At 69.3% G+C, this 18,087-nt stretch carries 19 protein-coding genes and 1 tRNA gene; 9 read left to right on the top strand and 11 right to left on the bottom strand.

Annotated elements, in window-relative coordinates; genetic code table 11:
• The first annotated feature begins 169 nt into the window (after positions 1 to 169).
• Complete coding sequence (pknB, locus tag ACFWPS_RS11380) at positions 170 to 2,155, top strand: Stk1 family PASTA domain-containing Ser/Thr kinase (RefSeq protein WP_383703514.1); 1,986 nt, start codon at positions 170 to 172, stop codon at positions 2,153 to 2,155.
• Between the two features lie 501 nt (positions 2,156 to 2,656).
• Entirely contained in the window at positions 2,657 to 3,688 is a 1,032-nt protein-coding gene (locus tag ACFWPS_RS11375; protein ID WP_383703655.1) for a restriction endonuclease, read from the top strand.
• Positions 3,689 to 3,775: 87 nt separating this feature from the next.
• On the opposite strand, the gene ACFWPS_RS11370 is transcribed toward ACFWPS_RS11375, so the two are convergent.
• The 6 genes from ACFWPS_RS11370 to ACFWPS_RS11345 are packed head-to-tail and all read right to left on the bottom strand — an operon-like array spanning position 3,776 to position 7,909.
• Entirely contained in the window at positions 3,776 to 4,525 is a 750-nt protein-coding gene (locus ACFWPS_RS11370) for a class E sortase (protein ID WP_383703511.1), read from the bottom strand.
• 19 nt (positions 4,526 to 4,544) lie between these two features.
• A complete protein-coding gene (locus ACFWPS_RS11365) occupies positions 4,545 to 5,564 on the bottom strand; it encodes a class E sortase (RefSeq protein ID WP_383703509.1) in 1,020 nt (339 codons plus the stop codon).
• Positions 5,561 to 6,199, bottom strand: a complete 639-nt coding sequence (locus tag ACFWPS_RS11360; protein WP_089100427.1) for an aminodeoxychorismate/anthranilate synthase component II — start codon at positions 6,197 to 6,199, stop codon at positions 5,561 to 5,563. Before ACFWPS_RS11360 ends, ACFWPS_RS11365 begins: the two co-directional genes overlap by 4 nt.
• Complete coding sequence (locus ACFWPS_RS11355; protein ID WP_383703507.1) at positions 6,196 to 6,357, bottom strand: hypothetical protein; 162 nt, start codon at positions 6,355 to 6,357, stop codon at positions 6,196 to 6,198. Before ACFWPS_RS11355 ends, ACFWPS_RS11360 begins: the two co-directional genes overlap by 4 nt.
• 52 nt (positions 6,358 to 6,409) lie before the next feature.
• Positions 6,410 to 7,093, bottom strand: coding sequence for a class E sortase (locus ACFWPS_RS11350; RefSeq protein ID WP_383703505.1), 684 nt, complete (start codon positions 7,091 to 7,093; stop codon positions 6,410 to 6,412).
• Between the two features lie 27 nt (positions 7,094 to 7,120).
• The gene (locus ACFWPS_RS11345; RefSeq protein ID WP_383703503.1) at positions 7,121 to 7,909 is read right to left on the bottom strand and encodes a DUF881 domain-containing protein; all 789 of its coding nucleotides are present in this window, start codon (positions 7,907 to 7,909) and stop codon (positions 7,121 to 7,123) included.
• 152 nt (positions 7,910 to 8,061) lie between these two features.
• On the opposite strand from ACFWPS_RS11345, the gene crgA reads away from it, so the two are divergent.
• Complete coding sequence (gene crgA, locus ACFWPS_RS11340) at positions 8,062 to 8,316, top strand: cell division protein CrgA (RefSeq protein ID WP_383703501.1); 255 nt, start codon at positions 8,062 to 8,064, stop codon at positions 8,314 to 8,316.
• Between the two features lie 292 nt (positions 8,317 to 8,608).
• On the opposite strand, the gene ACFWPS_RS11335 is transcribed toward crgA, so the two are convergent.
• Positions 8,609 to 9,508, bottom strand: coding sequence for a rhomboid family intramembrane serine protease (locus tag ACFWPS_RS11335; protein WP_383703499.1), 900 nt, complete (start codon positions 9,506 to 9,508; stop codon positions 8,609 to 8,611).
• 98 nt (positions 9,509 to 9,606) lie between these two features.
• Positions 9,607 to 10,140: a peptidylprolyl isomerase gene (locus ACFWPS_RS11330; RefSeq protein WP_383703497.1), complete on the bottom strand. Its 534-nt coding sequence runs from the start codon at positions 10,138 to 10,140 to the stop codon at positions 9,607 to 9,609.
• A 290-nt stretch (positions 10,141 to 10,430) separates the two neighbouring features.
• Between ACFWPS_RS11330 and ACFWPS_RS11325 the strand changes: the two genes are divergently transcribed.
• Positions 10,431 to 11,132, top strand: a complete 702-nt coding sequence (locus ACFWPS_RS11325) for a DUF5324 family protein (protein ID WP_383703495.1) — start codon at positions 10,431 to 10,433, stop codon at positions 11,130 to 11,132.
• Between the two features lie 109 nt (positions 11,133 to 11,241).
• Here the strand turns inward: ACFWPS_RS11325 and ACFWPS_RS11320 are convergent.
• Positions 11,242 to 11,314 (bottom strand) — tRNA-Ala (locus ACFWPS_RS11320).
• 185 nt (positions 11,315 to 11,499) lie between these two features.
• On the opposite strand from ACFWPS_RS11320, the gene ACFWPS_RS11315 reads away from it, so the two are divergent.
• Together ACFWPS_RS11315 and ACFWPS_RS11310 are read left to right on the top strand one after the other, a co-directional pair.
• Entirely contained in the window at positions 11,500 to 12,048 is a 549-nt protein-coding gene (locus ACFWPS_RS11315) for a DNA-binding protein (RefSeq protein WP_089100435.1), read from the top strand.
• Between the two features lie 162 nt (positions 12,049 to 12,210).
• Positions 12,211 to 13,869, top strand: a complete 1,659-nt coding sequence (locus ACFWPS_RS11310; protein ID WP_383703493.1) for a serine/threonine-protein kinase — start codon at positions 12,211 to 12,213, stop codon at positions 13,867 to 13,869.
• On the opposite strand, the gene ACFWPS_RS11305 is transcribed toward ACFWPS_RS11310, so the two are convergent.
• On the bottom strand, positions 13,833 to 15,185 hold the full coding sequence (locus tag ACFWPS_RS11305) for a hypothetical protein (RefSeq protein ID WP_383703491.1): 1,353 nt from the start codon (positions 15,183 to 15,185) through the stop codon (positions 13,833 to 13,835). The genes ACFWPS_RS11310 and ACFWPS_RS11305 overlap by 37 nt on opposite strands.
• A 311-nt stretch (positions 15,186 to 15,496) precedes the next feature.
• The gene (locus ACFWPS_RS11300) at positions 15,497 to 15,625 is read right to left on the bottom strand and encodes a DLW-39 family protein (protein ID WP_003999697.1); all 129 of its coding nucleotides are present in this window, start codon (positions 15,623 to 15,625) and stop codon (positions 15,497 to 15,499) included.
• Positions 15,626 to 15,975: 350 nt separating this feature from the next.
• Here ACFWPS_RS11300 and ACFWPS_RS11295 point away from each other — a divergent pair, with 350 nt between their 5' ends.
• The 3 genes from ACFWPS_RS11295 to ACFWPS_RS11285 all read left to right on the top strand — a co-directional run bounded on the left by ACFWPS_RS11295 (position 15,976) and on the right by ACFWPS_RS11285 (position 18,075).
• Positions 15,976 to 16,317 carry a DUF6344 domain-containing protein gene (locus tag ACFWPS_RS11295; RefSeq protein WP_383703489.1) on the top strand — a complete coding sequence of 114 codons (342 nt, stop codon included), beginning with the start codon at positions 15,976 to 15,978 and terminating at the stop codon, positions 16,315 to 16,317.
• Between the two features lie 175 nt (positions 16,318 to 16,492).
• A complete protein-coding gene (locus tag ACFWPS_RS11290) occupies positions 16,493 to 17,281 on the top strand; it encodes a GntR family transcriptional regulator (RefSeq protein ID WP_383703487.1) in 789 nt (262 codons plus the stop codon).
• Complete coding sequence (locus ACFWPS_RS11285; RefSeq protein ID WP_383703485.1) at positions 17,278 to 18,075, top strand: glycosyltransferase family 2 protein; 798 nt, start codon at positions 17,278 to 17,280, stop codon at positions 18,073 to 18,075. Before ACFWPS_RS11290 ends, ACFWPS_RS11285 begins: the two co-directional genes overlap by 4 nt.
• Positions 18,076 to 18,087 lie beyond the last annotated feature (12 nt).

Genomic DNA, 18,087 nt, shown 5'->3' with positions numbered 1-18,087 from the left:
CCCCGCTCACGTCCCCTTCACATCGGTGCACGTTGACATACCGGTCCTGTATCGGGTTACGGGCTTGGCCAGGTCACACAAACACAGCCGGGTACGGTAGGCCCGGACGGCAGCCTCCGACCGCACATCCGTGCCGGTCGGGACCGACGGAGAGGGCTGGTAGGGAACTATGGAAGAGCCGCGTCGCCTCGGCGGCCGGTACGAGCTGGGCCACGTGCTCGGCCGTGGTGGCATGGCGGAGGTCTACCTCGCGCATGACACGCGGCTCGGCCGCACGGTGGCGGTGAAGACGCTGCGCGCGGACCTCGCGCGCGATCCGTCCTTCCAGGCCCGGTTCCGCCGGGAGGCCCAGTCGGCCGCCTCGCTCAACCATCCCGCGATCGTCGCGGTCTACGACACGGGCGAGGACTACATCGACGGGGTCTCGATCCCGTACATCGTCATGGAGTACGTGGACGGCTCGACGCTGCGTGAGCTCCTCCACTCCGGGCGCAAGCTCCTGCCCGAGCGCGCGATGGAAATGACCATCGGCATCCTCCAGGGCCTGGAGTACGCGCACCGCAGCGGCATCGTCCACCGTGACATCAAGCCGGCGAACGTCATGCTGACGCGCAACGGCCAGGTCAAGGTCATGGACTTCGGCATCGCCCGCGCCATGGGCGACTCCGGCATGACCATGACCCAGACGGCCGCCGTCATCGGCACCGCCCAGTACCTCTCCCCTGAGCAGGCGAAGGGCGAGCAGGTCGACGCCCGCTCGGACCTCTACTCGACGGGCTGCCTGCTCTACGAGCTGCTGACGGTACGACCGCCGTTCGTGGGCGACAGCCCGGTCGCGGTCGCCTACCAGCACGTCCGCGAGGAGCCCCAGCCCCCGTCGGTCTTCGACCCCGAGATCACGCCCGAGATGGACGCCATCGTCCTGAAGGCCCTGGTCAAGGACCCGAACTACCGCTACCAGTCGGCCGACGAGATGCGCGCCGACATCGAGGCGTGCCTGGACGGCCAGCCGGTCGCGGCCACCGCGGCGATGGGCTCCGTCGGCTACGGCGGCTACCCGGACGACATGCCGACCACGGCCCTGCGCTCCGACGCCGGCGCCACCACCATGCTCCCCCCGATGAACCCGGACGACGGCGGCTACGGCTACGACGAACGCCCGGACCGCCGCCGCCAGCAGAAGAAGAGCAACACGTCCACGATCCTGCTCGTGGTCGCGGGCATCCTGGTCCTGGTGGGCTCGGTCCTGATCGGGAAATGGGTGGTCAGCGGGGGCGGGGCCGGGAACGACACGGTCCAGACACCGACGTTCGTCGGGCAGACCAAGGCGACGGCCACGCAGATGGCCGAGAACGTCGGTCTGAAGCTGGCCTTCACCCAGAAGACCTGCGACGACCAGCCCAAGGGCAGCATCTGCAGCCAGGACCCCAAGCAGGGGACCGACGTCAAGAAGGACTCCACGGTCAACCTCGTGGTCTCGACGGGCGCGCCGAAGGTGGTCGTACCGAGCGTCGTCGGTCAGAGCATCGACGACGCCAAGACCACGCTCGAGGGCGACAAGTACAACTTCGTCGTCAAGACGAAGCAGCGGACCTCCGGTGAGGACCCGGGCACCGTCCTGGACCAGGATCCGGCCCTCGGCGCGGAAGTCCAGAAGGGCTCCACGATCACCCTCACCGTCGCCAAGGCCGAGGAGAAGTCAACGGTCCCGGACGTCACCGGGCAGACCTGCGACGCGGCCAAGGCACAGATGACGGCCAACAACCTGACCGGCACCTGCTCCGAGGTGGAGACCGACGACTCCAACCTGGTCGGCAAGGTCGTCTCGACCAACCCGCAGGCCGGCAGCCAGGTGGACAAGAACTCCACGGTGAACATCCAGATCGGCAAGGCCAAGCAGCAGACGGCCGTGCCGAGCGTGCTGGGCCAGACCGTGAGCCAGGCAAAGCAGACCCTGCAGGCGGCCGGATTCACCAACATCCAGTTCAACGGCGACTCCAGCGACAACGCCCTGGTCACCAACCAGGACCCGCAGGCCAACACCGGCGTGGACGACCCGGGCAGCACGCAGATCACCCTCACCACGGTGAGCGTCGGCAACAACAACGGCGGGAACAACGGCGGTACCAACTTCTTCGGCGGTACCTCCGGCTGACGTTCCGCACGAGGGCAGGCTCTTCACGGCCCCGCCGAGCTTCGGCTCGGCGGGGCCGAGTGCTGCGAGCGGACACCCCCGGCGTCCGCCGGCTCGCTGCCCTCGGCAGAGGCGGAGCCCGGGACGCGGGAAGAAAGTCACTGCTCGGAGCCGGGGGTGCCATGTCCATGCTGGCCGGTCACGGCGAGAAGCTGAGGCACCACAGAGAGCTTGCTTCGCGACTGGACGCCCCTCCCGTACGAGGGCCACTCGGCCGCAGCCGTCGTGGCCGAGCTGTTGCGGCGAAGTGGCTGATGCGTGCGCGGGACCGGGGTGTGCCACGGCGGCCCTTCCCTCGACCTTGTCCGATCCCCGGCCACCACTCACGCGGTGCCGTCGACACCGAACATCTGCTCTTCCGTCGATCGTGTCTTCCCACTCAACAAGTCGTTGATCGGATGGGGTGGGGTCTCGCAGCTCTGCCCTGGCCCTATGGCCACACCACGAGCGAAAGGGCAGAACGTGATCAACGAATCGGCGCTGTTGGAATCGAAGAGCCTGCGCAGCAGCGTGCTGGACCGCACCGACGTACTCGACAAGGTGAAGGCACTGTCGCTGCTGCCGGACGGGATGCATGTGACCACGGCGTTGGTGGCGGCGTACTTCGAGGTAGGGCTCGAAGCCATTAAGTCGCTGGTCAAGGATCACCGAGCAGAGTTGGAGACGAACGGCTACCGCCTGTTGGCAGGCGAAGAACTGAGGTCCTTCAAGAACCTCAGTGGCATCCACTCACGCACCAGGTCCCTCGCCCTGTTCTCCCGCCGAGCCGTCCTCAACGTCGCCATGCTCCTCCGCGACAGCGAAATCGCACGTCAGGTACGTGTCTACCTCCTCGACATGGAGTACCTGGCCCGGACCCAGCCTGTGGATAACCCGGCGCCAACAGACCTCCTGGCTCTTGACGACCGCATCGACCAGCGCATCACCCACATCCTCGGCAAGACCGTGGTACCGATGTTCAACGCCCTGATCGAGACAACCGGCGAGCATCGGCAAGAGCTGATCGCCCTGCGCGCAGGAGTCCAACGCATCGAGCGGCGGCTCCACCAGCACCACACACGGCTGAAGAGGCTCGAAGGAGTCCGAGACGACCGCCCCGCCGTCGGAGTCATGGCCGCCATGGACGCCATGAACGGCCGCACCTTCGAACGCCACATCGCCAAACTGCTGATCCGCGACGGATGCACCAACGTCGTCGTACAGGGCGGCCACGGCGACCGTGGCGTCGACATCATCGGACTCACGGCCGACGGGCGGCGCCTCGTCGTCCAGTGCAAGAGGTTCGCGCCCTACCTCAACATCACCAGCCCCGACGTCCAGAAGTTCATCGGGTCCGCGAAGGTCCTGTACAGCGCAGAGGTGGCGCTCTACGTCGCAACGTGCCCCTTCACTCCTGAGGCCCTGGACATCGCTGCCGAAGCCGGGATCACCGCCGTACACCGGGGGGTGCTGGAGGATTGGAGTGCCGGGGAACCGCTGAAGGTCCTGGCGTGAGAACGAGGTGACGTGAAAGGGCCCGAAGCTGCAAAGGGAAGTTGCGGCTTCGGGCCCGGCTCGCTCTTAGCGTGACAGTACGTCACGCTAACGCAGTTCCTTCGGCGGAGTCCGCTTGCTGTCCACCTTGTCCACCCGCACCAGCTCACCCCACACCACGTACCGGTAGCGGCTCGTGTAGACCGGGGTGCAGGTCGTCAGGGTGATGTAGTGGCCCGGCTTGGTCTTGCCGGACTCCTTGGGGACCTGGGAGAGGACCTTGACGTTGTACTTCGAGGTCTCGGGGAGGATGTCGTAGACCTTGTAGACGTACCAGTCGTCGCGGGTCTCGAAGACGACCGGGTCGCCGACCTTGACCTTGTCGATGTTGTGGAACTTGGCGCCGTGGCCGTCGCGGTGGGCGGCGAGGGTGAAGTTGCCGGTCTTGCCGGTCGTGGGGAGCACGGCCTTGGCCGGGTCGGTGTAGTAGCCGGCCACGCCGTTGTTCAGGACGTCCGTCGACGTGCCCTTCTCGACCAGGACCTCGCCGTTCCTCATCGACGGCACGTGCAGGAAGCCGATGCCGTTCTTCGTGTTCAGCGCGCCCGGGCCGGTGTCCTGCTGGGCCCAGGTGTCCCGGACCTTGTCGCCCTCCCGGTCGGCCTTGCGGTCCGCGATGACGTTCGTCCACCACAGCGAGTAGACGACGAACAGGCCGAGCACCAGGCCCGCCGTGATGAGGAGTTCACCGAAGACGCTGACCGCCGTCGCGATCCGGCCCATCGGCCGCCGCCCCGGCACGGACGCCGCATCCGGCGCGTCGGTCTGTTCTTCGGTGTCGTCGGCGGTCGCTGCCACTGTTCCTCTGCCTCTGCCCTTACTCGACGAGCGCGTCCGGTTTGCCCTTGCTGCGCGGGCGTTCCTCGACCATCTTGCCCCACACGATCAACCGGTACTTGCTGGTGAACTCCGGTGTGCAGGTGGTGAGAGTGATGTAGCGGCCCGGTTTGGTGAAGCCCGAACCCTTCGGGATCGGATCCAGCACACTCACGTTGCTCGGCGCCGTCACCGGCAGCATCGAAGTCACCTTGTACACGAAGTACTCGTCCTGCGTCTCGACCACCACCGAGTCGCCGGCCACCAGCTTGTTGATGTACCGGAACGGCTCGCCGTGCGTGTTGCGGTGCGCGGCCAGGCCGAAGTTGCCGGTCTTGTCCTGCGGCATGGCGGTCTTCAGCGCACCCTCGCCGTAGTGCCCGACCATGCCCTTGTCGAGGACCTTCTTGTTGCTGACGCCCTCGGCGATCGGCGCCACCACGTCCAGCTTGGGGATGTGCAGGATGGCGAAGCCCTGCCCCGGCGCGAAGACACCCGGCGCACGCTTCCCGCTCGCCCAGTCCTGCTGGAGGCTGCTGGCCTCCTTGCCGGCCTGCGCGTGGGCGCGGACGTTCGTCCACCACAGCTGGTAGGTGACGAACAGCAGCATCAGCACGCCGGTGGTGATGAACACCTCGCCTATCGCCCGGCTCGCCATGACCGCCGGGCTGGGCTTGCGCAACCGCTCCCGCCGCCGGGCCTCGACCCGGGAGAGCGGCCGGCCCGGCGCGATGGTTTCCGACGACGCCGTCTCCGGTGCACCGCCGTGCCGCCCGCCACGGCGCTTGGCGGCCTTTCTGCGGGCCGCGCGGCCACCTCCCGGGGTGTCGGTGCCGGAAGGGGCTGCTGTGCCCGCAGAGGCCGATACAGGCGGCGGATCGGGGATCCGCAGCGCGACGGTCTCCTCGTCGATCGGCGGGAGAGGCGGAAGGTACGCCGTCTCCCCGAGCGCGCTCGACGCCCCGTACGGCTGTTCCCCGTACGAGGCACCGGTCTCGCGCTCGGGGCGCAGCGCGGTCACGCCGTGGCCCTGCCCACCACCGGGGCGAGCCCCGCCGACCTCGCCACGGCCCCCTGGTCACCGCACTCCACCAGCCAGTTGGCCAGCATCCGGTGCCCGTGCTCGGTCAGCACCGACTCGGGGTGGAACTGCACTCCCTCCACCGGGAGTTCACGGTGCCTGAGGCCCATGATGATCCCGTCATGGGTGCGGGCGGTCACCTCCAGCTCGGCCGGGACCGTCGCCGGCTCGGCTGCCAGGGAGTGGTAGCGGGTCGCGGTGAAGGGCGTCGGCAGGCCCGCGAAGACCCCCTTGCCGCCGTGCTCGACCAGCGAGGTCTTGCCGTGCAGCAGCTCGGGCGCCCGGTCCACCACACCGCCGTACGCCACCTGCATCGACTGCATGCCGAGGCAGACGCCGAAGACCGGGACACCGGTCGCGGCACAGTGCCGGACCATGTCCACGCACACCCCGGCCTCTTCCGGCGTCCCTGGTCCGGGTGAGAGGAGGACGCCGTCGAAGCCGTCCTGGGCGTGCGCCGTCGACACCTCGTCGTTGCGCAGCACCTCGCACTCGGCGCCCAGCTGGTACAGGTACTGGACCAGGTTGAAGACGAAGCTGTCGTAGTTGTCGACGACGAGAATCCGCGCGCTCACTGGTTGTCCACCGTCACATCGTTGAAGGGCAGCAGCGGTTCGGCCCAGGGGAAGACGTACTGGAAGAGGACGTAGACCACGGCCAGGACGAGGACGAATGAGATCAGCGCCTTCACCCATACGTTCCCCGGCAGATGCCGCCAGATCCAGCCGTACATGCCGTCCCTTCCGTTCCACCACGGCACCAGAATCCCGCCGTACTGCACCAGACTAACGGCGCAGCGCCTTAGGTCTGCCTGACTCCACAGGCTGTGTGGAGTCCAAGTGCGCCCAGACGATCAGCCGATGGCTGTGCCCCCATTCCGGATCGCACGTGGTCAGCGTGAGATAGCGCCCCGGACGCGTATACCCCGACTTACGTGGCACAGGGTCGATCACTTCAACGTCCGTCGGAACTGTTTTGTAGGGGCCTTTGTCGATCCGATACGTGAACCAGGTCGTCCCGTCCGTCAGCACGATCGCATCGCCCTTGCGCAGCTTCGGGAAGTCGAGGAACGGATCGCCGTAGGTACGCCGGTGGCCGGCGACCGCGAAGTTGCCCACCTGGCCCAGCTGCGCGGTCCGGGCGTAGTGCGCGAGGCCCTTCTTCAGCACATCGGTGCCGGTGCCCTCCAGGACCGGCTTGTTCCACGTGAAACCGAACCGGGGGATGTACATGATCGCGAAGGGCTTGCCGTAGTGGTACGCGGCGGGCTTCGCGGGTGCCGCGGTCGCCTTCGCCGTGGGGTGCACCGTGGCCTTCGCCGACCACTGCCGCTGTAACTGGTCGATCTGGTCGTGCATCACGCTGTCGGCCTTCACGCCGGTCCAGAACAGCACGTACGCCACGAAGAGCACGATGAGCGTGCCGACGGTGATGCAGAGCTCGCTGACGGTCCTGACGATCACGCGCACCGGCGGCTCCAGAAAGTGACGAGCTGCTTACCCCACGGGCTTCGCGTAGTGCAGATCCACTGTGCCCGAGTAGCCCGGCAGAGTCACCGTCCCGTCCTCGGTCACTTTCCAGCCGAGGCCGTACACGTTCACGTACACCATGTAGTTCTGGATGGCCTCGGAGCCGGCGAGCGACTTCTGCATCTTCGCCGGGTCCCCGACCGCCTGGATCTTGTACGGCGGTGAGTAGACCCGGCCCTGGAGGATCAGCGTGTTGCCGACGCAGCGCACGGCGCTGGTGGAGATCAGCCGCTGGTCCATGACCTTGATGCCCTGGGCGCCGCCCTGCCACAGGGCGTTCACCACGGCCTGCAGGTCCTGCTGGTGGATGACCAGGTAGTCGGGCTGCGGCTCGGGGTAGCCGGGGAGCTTGGCGGTGGCGTTCGGCGGGGCGTCGTTGAGCGTGACGGTGATCGCCCTGCCGGTGAGCTTCCGGGTGCCCGCGTCCTTCTCCAGGCCGGTGAGCTGGTCGTCCTGGGCCTTGGTGGAGCCGTCGTCGCGCTTGGCGAGCTGCTCGTTCTCGTCGCGGGTGCTCGCGTTGGACTCGTCCAGCTCCTTGTTCTTGCGGCTGTGCTCCTGGATCAGGTCGGAGAGCTTGAGCAGGTTGTCGTCCGAGCGGATGTCGGTGCCCTTGGCCGTGTTGAAGCTGGTGAAGAAGAGCAGACCGGCGAGGGCGAAGACGCACGCGGTCAGAATCCGCACCGGCCGGAAGCCGTTTTTGCGGTCTGGGCCGGCACCCGTTGATCCGGTCCCCTGGGAGTCGGCAGAATTGCTCAACGTACCCTTATCTCCTTCGGCGCCACGGAAGCACTACGCTAACGGACGCCCGGGGGAGCGCTCTGTGTGCCCTTACTGTCCCCTTGTACGCTGCCCCGAGCCCGACCCAGTTACCTGCGCGGCCACGCAGCGCATCGACAGGAGAGACCCTCGTGCCGAAGTCACGTATCCGCAAGAAGGCCGACTACACGCCGCCCGCGGCGAAGCAGGCGACCGCCATCAAGCTCAACAGTCGCGGCTGGGTCGCGCCGGTGATGCTGGCCATGTTCCTCATCGGGCTGGCCTGGATCGTCGTCTTCTATGTGACCGACGGTTCGCTGCCGATCGACAGCCTCGACAACTGGAACATCGTCGTGGGCTTCGGCTTCATCGCGGCCGGCTTCGGCGTCTCCACCCAGTGGAAGTAACCCGGCCGACAGCTCTACCCAGGGCTGTTCGCTGAGTTATCCACAGGCCTGACCTGCTGTCCACACCCCCCTGGGGAAAAGACGACGATCTGTGGATAACCCGTTGAGTGTTGACGCCGGTACGACTACCACAACACTCGCCGCAAAATCCTTCGCCCCCTCCCTGACCTGCGACAACGCAGGTGAGTCGGAGGGGGCGCAGTTGTGCGGGCACGTTTTGCACAAGATCGGCCACCGACTGTGGACAACGGTTCGGTATCGGTGCGGTGAGCCGCCGTGATCAGGAGCAGGCTCAGGTGAGCTGAGCGGTCCGGACGATCGTGATCACCACGGCCACGACCAGCACCAGCGCGCACGTGCCGTACTGGATCAGGTTCCGCCGCTCGCGCGGGGCGTGCACCATCGCGTAACCGGTGATGACACCGGCGACCAGGCCACCGATGTGGGCCTGCCAGGCGATGCCGCCGCTGAAGGTGAAGATGAGGTTGATCACCAGCAGGGCGATGATCGGCCGCATGTCGTAGTTGAGCCGGCGGATGAGGACCGCGGTCGCGCCGAAGAGGCCGAAGATCGCGCCGGAGGCGCCGAGCGAGGGCTGGTTCTGGGCGGCGAGCAGATAGGTGAGAGCGCTGCCGGCGAGGCCGGAGACGAAGTAGAGCGTGATGTAGCGGGCGCGGCCGAGGGCGGCTTCCAGGGGGCCGCCGATCCACCACAGGCTGAGCATGTTGAACACGATGTGCATGGGGCTTGAGCTGTCATGCAGGAACATCGCGGTCAGCATCCGGTAGTACTGGCCCTGGGCGATGCCCTCGACGTCGCCGTACTGCGGGAACCAGGCCTGGCCGATCAGGTCGAAGCGGTTGGTGAAGCTGTCCCCGACGGTGAGCTCGACCAGGAAGACGGCGATGTTGATGCCGATCAGGATCTTGGTGAGCAGCCGTGGGTCGGCGGTGATCGTGCCGCCGGCGAGGGTGCGGGGCCGGGAGGCGGCCGGGGGCGGGCCGCTCTGGCCGGCGGTGGTGCCGTGGACGCACTCGGGGCACTGGAAGCCCACGGAGGCGCTGACCATGCACTCGGGGCAGATGGGGCGCTCGCAGCGGGTGCAGCGCACGCCCGTCTCCCGGTCCGGGTGCCGGTAGCACTTGGGCAGGCTGTGGGCGTCGCGCGCGCTGCCTGTCGCCTGGTCCTCCATGGGGTCCCCTCGCTCGTCGTGGGCAGTGTTCCGCCCCGCCCATCCTTACGGACGAGCGGGGCGTTTGGTTCCCTTCGGGTGCTTTCCTTTCGGACCGCTCAGCCGCCGCGCTTCTCGACGACGACCGTCTCGATGACGACGTCGTTCACCGGCCTCTTGTTGGGTCCGCTGACGGGGACGGCGGCGATGCTGTCCACGACCTTCTGGCCGGCCGGGTCGACGACCTCGCCGAAGATGGTGTGCTTGCGGTTGAGGTGCGGAGCGGGGTTGACCGTGATGAAGAACTGGGAGCCGTTGGTGCGGGGGCCGGCGTTGGCCATGGCGAGCAGGTAGGGGCGGTCGAAGCGCAGGTCGGGGTGGAACTCGTCCTCGAACTGGTAGCCGGGGCCACCGAGGCCGGAGCCGAGCGGGTCGCCGCCCTGGATCATGAAGCCGCTGATCACCCGGTGGAAGACCGTGCCGTCGTACAGCGGATCGGTGGAGACGGTACCGGTCTGCGGGTGGGTCCACTCACGCTCACCCTGCGCCAGTTCGACGAAGTTCCTGACCGTCTTGGGCGCATGGTTCGGGAAGAGCCGGACCTCGATGTCGCCGAGGCTGGTCTTCAGGGTGGCGTAGAGCTGCTCGGCCACGATCCGCCTTCCGTTGTGCTCGGATTCAGTGCCACGATCCTCGCACGGTACGGCAGGTCCGACGCCCGCCCGGAGTCACCGGACCCGGATCCTCACGAATCACTTGCGGAACCCCTTCTGTCGTGCGGGGGCGCGCGGCATCGATCCGTGGCATTGTCGTCGACAAGCCCCTCTTAGCTCTGGTTGCACCCGTATGCCCGTCCTCGCGCGCCACTCGGCCCGTGGACAGGCATGATCCGTAAAAGGGTGGAAAGACGAAATACCGTACGCCACCGAGGAGGAGGAAACCCGTGACCCGCAAAGAAAGCGTGCGCGCCGCGACCAGTTCGGCGAAGGACAGCGTGCGGCACGCCGCGGAAGCGGTGGCGCCCTACGCCGACACGGCCAAGGAGCGTGCCGCGTACTACGCGCAGGAGGCACGCGTACGGCTCGCGCCCGTGGTGTCGCAGGCCGCAGAGCAGGCCCGCGTCCAGTACGACGCCCGTCTCGTGCCGCGTCTGGAGCAGGCCCGCACCCATGTACCGCCGATGGTGGACCAGGCCGCGCACGACGCCGCCGACCTGACACGCAAGGCGGCCCGGCAGGCCGCCGACTATTCCCGGCCGAGGATCGAGCAGGCGGTGGCGGCGGCCGGTCCGGTCCGTGAGGAGGCCACCGCGCGGGGTGCCGCCGCGCTGGCCGCTCTGCGCGGCAATGTCTCGGCCGAGGAGATCGAGAAACTGGCGCGCCGGAACCAGCGGCGCTCGGCGTGCGGCCGTGCGTTCAAGGCGTTCGCCGTGGTCGGCGTACTGGCCGGGGCGGCCTTCGCCGCCTGGAAGTGGTGGGACAAGCAGGCCAACCCCGACTGGCTGGTCGAGCCTCCCGTCGCCACGGAGGTCCCGGATCCGGGCCGTCTCGGCTCGGTGGACGGCAGCTCTCCCCTTGACCCCGAGGTGCAGGCCAAGGAGGCGGAGGAGCAGGGATCGCGGTCCCGGGACGACAAGAACCGCTGAGCCCGACGGGCTGTACGGCGCCGTTTCACGTGAAACCGGACGCCTGACCGCGAGGGCGGACAAACAAACCCCTCTGACCTGCGTTGACGCAGGTCAGAGGGGTTTTTTGTGGAGCCTAGGGGAGTCGAACCCCTGACATCCGCCATGCAAAGACGGCGCTCTACCAACTGAGCTAAGGCCCCGTACGGGAAGCGCCCGGCCAAGCGATAGATCCGCAGGGTCGGTGCCGCAGACCAGAGTACCGGGTCACCCCCCGTACCTCGCAAAAAGATTGGGGGTCCCCGCAGATGACCACTCTCCGTAAGATGCTCGACGGGGTTCGCTGTAGCGAACCGTGGTTTTTTTGGGGAAGCGATGGGGAGACGCAATGGACGCCGCACAGCAGGAAGCCACCGCCAGAGCGCGGGAGCTGCAGCGGAACTGGTACGGAGAGCCGTTGGGGGCGCTCTTCCGTAAGCTCATCGACGACCTGGGGCTCAACCAGGCACGTCTCGCGGCGGTCCTCGGACTGTCCGCACCCATGCTGTCGCAGCTGATGAGCGGACAGCGGGCGAAGATCGGCAACCCGGCCGTGGTCCAGCGGGTGCAGCTGCTCCAGGACCTCTCGGCGCAGGTCGCGGACGGCAGCGTGAGCGCGGCCGAGGCGACCGAGCGCATGGACGAGATCAAGAAGTCCCAGGGGGGCTCGGTGCTCAGCAACACCACGCAGACGACCAGCGGTTCGGGGGCACCGACGGTCAAGCGGGTGGTACGGGAAATCCAGTCGCTGCTGCGCTCGGTGGCTGCCGCCGGTGACATCATCGACGCGGCCGACACGCTTGCACCGACCCACCCGGAGCTGGCGGAGTTCCTCCGGGTCTACGGTGCCGGCCGCACCTCGGACGCCGTCACGCACTACCAGTCGCACCAGAGCTGAGCCACGGCCCGGCGCACCGGAGGGGGTCCGGTGAACCGGGCAGGGCCCGGCCCTGGCAGAGGGGGTCACGCGAGAGGGGTCGTATCGCTCATCCGGGGGAAGCAAGGGGGGTAACAGGCAGGGGGTGGCAGGGGGACCTGAGGGGGAGGGCTACGGGCAGTCATGGGTGAGGTCTTCGCGGGCCGGTACGAACTGGCCGACCCGATCGGTCATGGCGGAGTGGGCGCCGTCTGGCGCGCCTGGGACCACCGGCGCAAGCGCTATGTGGCGGCCAAGGTGCTCCAGCAGAGCGACGCCCACGCGCTGCTGCGCTTCGTGCGGGAGCAGGCGCTGCGCATCGACCACCCCCATGTCCTGGCTCCGGCCAGCTGGGCCGCCGACGACGACAAGGTCCTGTTCACGATGGACCTGGTCGCCGGCAGCTCGCTGGTCCACCTCGTCGGGGACTACGGTCCCCTGCCCCCGCTGTTCGTCTGCACCCTCCTCGACCAGCTGCTTTCCGGCCTCGCCGCGGTGCACGCCGAGGACGTGGTCCACCGGGACATCAAGCCCGCCAACATCCTGCTGGAAGCGACCGGCACCGCCCGTCCCCGGTTGCGCCTGTCCGACTTCGGCATCGCCATGCGGCTCGGCGAGGCCCGGCTGACCGAGACCAACCTCGTGGTCGGCACGCCGGGTTACATCGCTCCCGAGCAACTCCTGGGCGCCGAGCCCGACTTCACGGCCGACCTGTTCGCCGTCGGCCTGGTCGCCCTGTATCTCCTCGAAGGCGCCAAGCCCGACGCCAAGGCTCTTGTCCAGTACTTCGCCGAACACGGCACCCCGGGAGCGCCCAAGGGCATCCCGGACCCGCTCTGGCAGGTCATCGCCAGTCTCCTACAGCCGGACCCCCGGGCCCGCTTCCACACCGCCACAGGAGCCCGCAGGGCCCTCGCCCAGGCCAGGGAACTCCTCCCGGAGACGGACGCCGACGACGACTCGATCGAGATCTTCGACCAACTGGGGCCACTGCCAAAGGGGTTCGGGCCCGAAGGTCCGGTGCGGGTGCCATCGGGGGGCGGCGCGGCTCGAGGGGCGCCGGGGACTTCGGCAGGGCCTGATACGCCGGGGGCGGGGGCAGGAGCGGGGGCAGGAGCGGGAGCAGCCGCTGCGGCGGCTCCGGGAGCAGTAGCCGGGGCCACCCCGGGCGCCCAGACGGCCGGGGAATCGGCCGGGACGGCAGGCACGGGTACGGGTACGGGTACGGGTACGGGGTCGGGGTCGGGAGCCGGGTCGGGACTGGGTACGGCGCCGGGGACGGGTGCGGGTGCGGGTTCGGGTGCGGGTGCAGATGCGGCAGCGCCCGGGGCCGGGGCGGGAAGCGCCGACAGATCCCCGGTAGTCAGCACCAGCAGCTCTGGCGGCACCGGCGTCGACGGAGCCCCCTCGGCCCCCGTCTCCATGTCCGACACCGGCAGCTTCCGGCTCCCCCCGCCCCAGACGCCGGTCACCGCAGCCCCCGCCGCGGTACAGCCCGGGCCGACACCGCCGTACCCGCCGTACGCCCAGCAGCCGGTGCCGCAGCAGGACGCTCCGGTCGCGCAGCCCCACACCCCGTGGCCGGCCGCACAACCACTCCCCCCGGCCCTGCCGGACACCGACACCAGCACCGCCACCTACACCACGCGTGACCCGCAGGCGCCGCCGCCGTCGGTCCGCACCCATGGCCGGCGCCGTCGGCGGGCGCGCAGGCCCGGTCCTCCCGCCAGGGCGGCGGTGCCCGTCCTCCTCCTCGCGCTGGCCTGTTACGCCGTCGGTTTCTGGGCGTTGGCCCGGATCTGAGCGCGCCGGGCGGTCAGGGTCCACACGCCCAGGACGAGCAGCAGGGCCGTGCCCGTGCCGATGCCGCCGACCGCGAGCGCCCGCATCGCCGTGTCGTCGCCGGCCGCGGTCCCGAGGCTCCCCCGGTCCGAGGACACGTCGAAGACGCCCTTCGGGACCGGCGAACCGGCATACGCGGGACCGGAGTTCGGGGTGCCGTCGACGCGGACCTGGAGCGTGACGCCGTACGGCCCCTTCCCGAAGGTGTCCGCGGTCTGCCCGGTGAGGTGGACGACGAGGTAGTAGGCGCCGGCGAAGCGGACGGAGTTCTCCGTGCCGTAGACGGCGTACCGGTTGGCGTACGCCACGGGTGGCAGGGGGTCGAGGGAGGACGACTTCTGGGTGCCGTCGTAGCCGAGGGAGACGTCGTCGACGTAGCCGCGGACCGGGTTGTAGAGGGAGAGGTTGAGCGCGGCGCTGACATAGCCGTGGGCTTCGCCGCTGGTGCTGCCGAGGTCGACGGTGGCGTGCAGCTGCTGGCCCCAGTCGACCGGGACGGCGTAGTAGAGGGTCTGGCCGGGCGTGATGTCGGTCCGCCAGACACCCTGGTCCAGGGTGCGGGCCGTGGTGAAGCCGGCGCCCGCGGTGCGGCGGCGGGGTTCTCCGGTGAGCGGCTCGGGCGACGCGGAGTTCCAGGCCTCGGGGGCGGTGGTGGCGCCGGCCTTGGCCAGGGCCGGTTCGGTGACGGGGGCGATCTCCAGGTCCCAGCTGCCCGGGGTTGTGGTCTGCGAGCCGGACACGAGCCGCTCGACGACCACGTAGTAGGTGCCGGCGTCCTGGCACAGTGCCCTGCCCGCGTCCCGGCGCCCCACCGCCGTGACCGGCCGGGGGCTGAGCCCGGCACCGAAGCGGGCGCTGCTGTAGTCGCAGGCGGAGCCGTTGGCGTCCTCGATCGAGACCTCGATGCCGTCGCTGGCGGAGACGGTGGCGGCGGCGGGCGGAACGGCGGTGACGGGGACGTAGGCCGTGGTGCCGGCGGCGAGTTCGAGACGGAAGTACAGCTCGCCCTTGTCCGGGAGGGTGCTGCGGTAGGTCGTACCGGGCTCCAGCGGTACGGCGTCCGTGGTGCCCGTCGCGCCGGTGACCGTGCGGGCGCCGGGGGCGAAGGCGTATCCGCTGCCACCGTTCGCCGAGGCGGCTGAGGTCTCAGGGGCAGCGGAGGCGGCGGAGGCGGCTGGGGCCGGGAGCAGTGCCGTCAGTGCGAACGCTGCCGTCAGTGCGAGCGCTGCCGCCGCGCCGATGCCCCGCCATGCCGCCGTACGCCACCGCCGTATCACGCGCGCCCCCAGCCATCGTCCGCCAGCCGCCGTCCGCCGGCCGCCGAAGTCCGGGACCGGTCGGGGCCCCATACTGCCCCGCGCGCCGTCGCGCCACCCCGGGATCCCTACGACCGTCCGAAACACCCGCATCGCATCGCACCGCGACCGCCCGCCGCCCGCCGCCCGCCGCCCGCGAACCATCCATTCGCCCAGCCAGCCAGCCCGCCCACCGTCCGTCCGCCCCTCCGCAGGCCTGTCCGTCCGTCCCGGCAACGCAAAACCCCGACCGCTCGGGCGGTCGGGGTCTCAGTGTCGTCTGTAGTCGGTACTCACGAACCCGTGGGCACGGAGTCAGTCGCCTCCGTCCACAGATCCTGCTCGGCGCGATCCGCCTGGATCTGGCGGTACACGAGGAGCCCGCCGATGGCGGCCAGTGCGACCAGGAGAAGCTTCTTCACCGCGCGACCTCGTCTCTTCCTTGACGTAGGGGACCTCTGGCGCCCGACTATACACACCGACCGATACCGATCGGTGACCTGGCATCCGACCCCAACTCCGGTCCGCCACAAGGCGTTGCACGAGGTCGGACCGCTCCGATCGGAGGGTGATCACACCCCCACGGACGGTTACTTTGCTCCCTCTCGACTCCTTTCACGGGCCTTTCTTGGGATTTTCCCCAGCTCATGCACCCATCCGTGTGGTGTTCATCGGAACATCGACGCGCCACAGTCCGACGTCCCCCACTTCGCGACCCCCATACACATCATGAGGAAAGTACGCAAATCGCCCAACCTGAAAGTGAGGGGCCATGGCCCGGAACGCCAAGGTCATGAAGCTGTGGACCGCCATCGTCACCGCCTTCCTCGCGCTGTGCACGGCGCTCGGATTCGTCTCCGCCACCACCGCCGCCGCGGTACCGCAGACCGAGACCCCGCGCAACAGCACGGGTGACGACCACAGCACGGCCCGGGTGACGATCCCGGCACAAAGCCACTGGCTCTGGTCCCACGCCAGGTCCCTGCCACCCACGATGAAGCAGCGCATCCGGGCCGAGGCCCACGGCAAGACCCCCAGCTGCCGCCAGCACCCCCTGGACACCACCGATTCCGAGAACCCGGCCGAGCCCCCCGCGGCACCGCTCGACTGCTGACCCCGCGGGTACAGACGGCTCGGACGCAACGGCGCAAGGGCGACTTGCGTACGTACCAGCGCCTACTGCGACAACAGACCCGCGACCGGGATCGATCCGGCCGCGGGCCTCCGCACGTCTATGGACGGAACGGTTCGACTCCTCAACTCCTCTTAAGGAGTCGTAGGCTGATCATGTGCCCAAGGTCTACGAGGAAATCGCCGACGACCTCCGCCGTGCCATCCGGAACGGTGAGCTCAAGCCCGGTGCCCGGCTGCCCTCCGAGGCGGAGCTGGCCCGGCAGCACGGCCGTAGCGTGCCCACGATCCAGAACGCGCTGCGGCTGCTCAGCGCGGAGGGCCTGATCGACAAGCGGCACGGCAGCGGCACCTTCGTGCGCCGCCCGCGTACCCGCGCGATCCGCGACAACGAACGGCACCAGTGGGAGAAGGACCGCGCCCGGATGCCGGAGGCCACCCGGGCCGAGACCGGCGCGACCGAGCGCGAGACCGGTCTGGTCAGCGACGACCTGGTCTTCTTCGCGCGCTACCGCGAGCTGACCGCGCCCAGCGACCTCGCCGACGCGTTCGGGGTGCCGGAGGGCACCGTGCTGCTCGAACGCACCTACCGGACCCGGCACTCCACCGAGACCGCCCCCTTCAACCTGGTGACCTCCTATCTGGTCCGCGACATGATCGCGGCCAACCCGGATCTCCTGGACGAGACCAACGAACCCTGGCCGGGCGGCACCCAGAACCAGCTCCACACCGTCGGCATCGAGGTCGACCGCGTCGAGGAGCGCTTCACCGCCCGTCCGCCGACGCCCGAGGAGGCCCGGGAGCTGGACCTGCCGGCCGGCACCTCGGTGATCCTGCTGCGCAAGACGTCGTACGACATCCACGACCGCATCGTGGACATCACCGCCGTCACGCTCCCCGGCGACCGCACCGAACTGCTCTTCACCACACGCCTGGAAAGGTGGTGAGCGCTGCCGTGACCCGGCGCATCACCGTCGTCACCGCGGTCCACGCGCCGTCGGCCCGCTTCCTGCCCGAGGCCTACAAGTCACTGTGCGAACAGCGACTGCCCGAGGGGTGGGAGTGGCAGTGGCTGATCCAGGAGGACGGAGACGGGGACGGCCAGGGCGGAGACGGCGGGGGCGGAGGCGGCGGCGAGGTCGGTGCCTGTGTCCCGGACGACACGCGGGTGTCGTTCCGGCGGGGCCGTGCCGGTGGTCCCGGGGTCGCGCGCACTCTCGCACTGGCCCGGGCGGAGGGCTCGTACGTCAAGGTCCTCGACGCCGACGACCAGCTCCCGCCGGGTGCGCTGGCCCGTGACCTGGCCGCGCTGGAGGGCCGCCCGGACATCGGCTGGGCCACCTCACGGGCCCTGGACCTGCTGCCGGACGGCTCCACGGCCGGTTTCCCGGGCGACCCGGAGGAGGGCCCGATCGAGCGCGGGACGGTGCTCGGCCACTGGACGGCGAACGACTTCCGCGCCCAGGTCCATCCGGCCACCCTCTTCGTCCGCCGCGAGCTGCTGCTCGCCCTCGGCGGCTGGATGGCGCTGCCCGCCTCCGAGGACACCGGGCTGCTGCTCGCCCTCGACGCCGTGAGCCGGGGCTGGTTCTCGGCGGAGGTCGGACTGCTCTACCGCAAGTGGGACGGCCAGGTCACCGGCCACCCCGCACACACCGACCCGGTGGAACGGGAGGCCCGCATGACGGTCGTGGCGGCGCGGGCACGGGCGCTGGCAGAGCTCGGCTGGCGGTACGGCTGACCCACCCGGCAG

This window comes from Streptomyces sp. NPDC058457 (assembly GCF_042720695.1).
Taxonomy (GTDB): domain Bacteria; phylum Actinomycetota; class Actinomycetes; order Streptomycetales; family Streptomycetaceae; genus Streptomyces.
Note: the sequence above shows the minus strand (reverse complement) of the source record. Positions and strands in the feature narration are given on the sequence as shown.

Bases quoted from the DNA above. Each gene is read 5' to 3' on its own strand.
- pknB (WP_383703514.1), top strand. From the start codon at position 170: ATGGAAGAGCCGCGTCGCCTCGGCGGCCGGTACGAGCTGGGCCACGTG.
- ACFWPS_RS11355 (WP_383703507.1), bottom strand. From the start codon at position 6,357: ATGTACGGCTGGATCTGGCGGCATCTGCCGGGGAACGTATGGGTGAAG.
- ACFWPS_RS11335 (WP_383703499.1), bottom strand. From the start codon at position 9,508: ATGGAGGACCAGGCGACAGGCAGCGCGCGCGACGCCCACAGCCTGCCC.
- ACFWPS_RS11315 (WP_089100435.1), top strand. From the start codon at position 11,500: ATGGACGCCGCACAGCAGGAAGCCACCGCCAGAGCGCGGGAGCTGCAG.
- ACFWPS_RS11310 (WP_383703493.1), top strand. From the start codon at position 12,211: ATGGGTGAGGTCTTCGCGGGCCGGTACGAACTGGCCGACCCGATCGGT.
- ACFWPS_RS11295 (WP_383703489.1), top strand. From the start codon at position 15,976: ATGGCCCGGAACGCCAAGGTCATGAAGCTGTGGACCGCCATCGTCACC.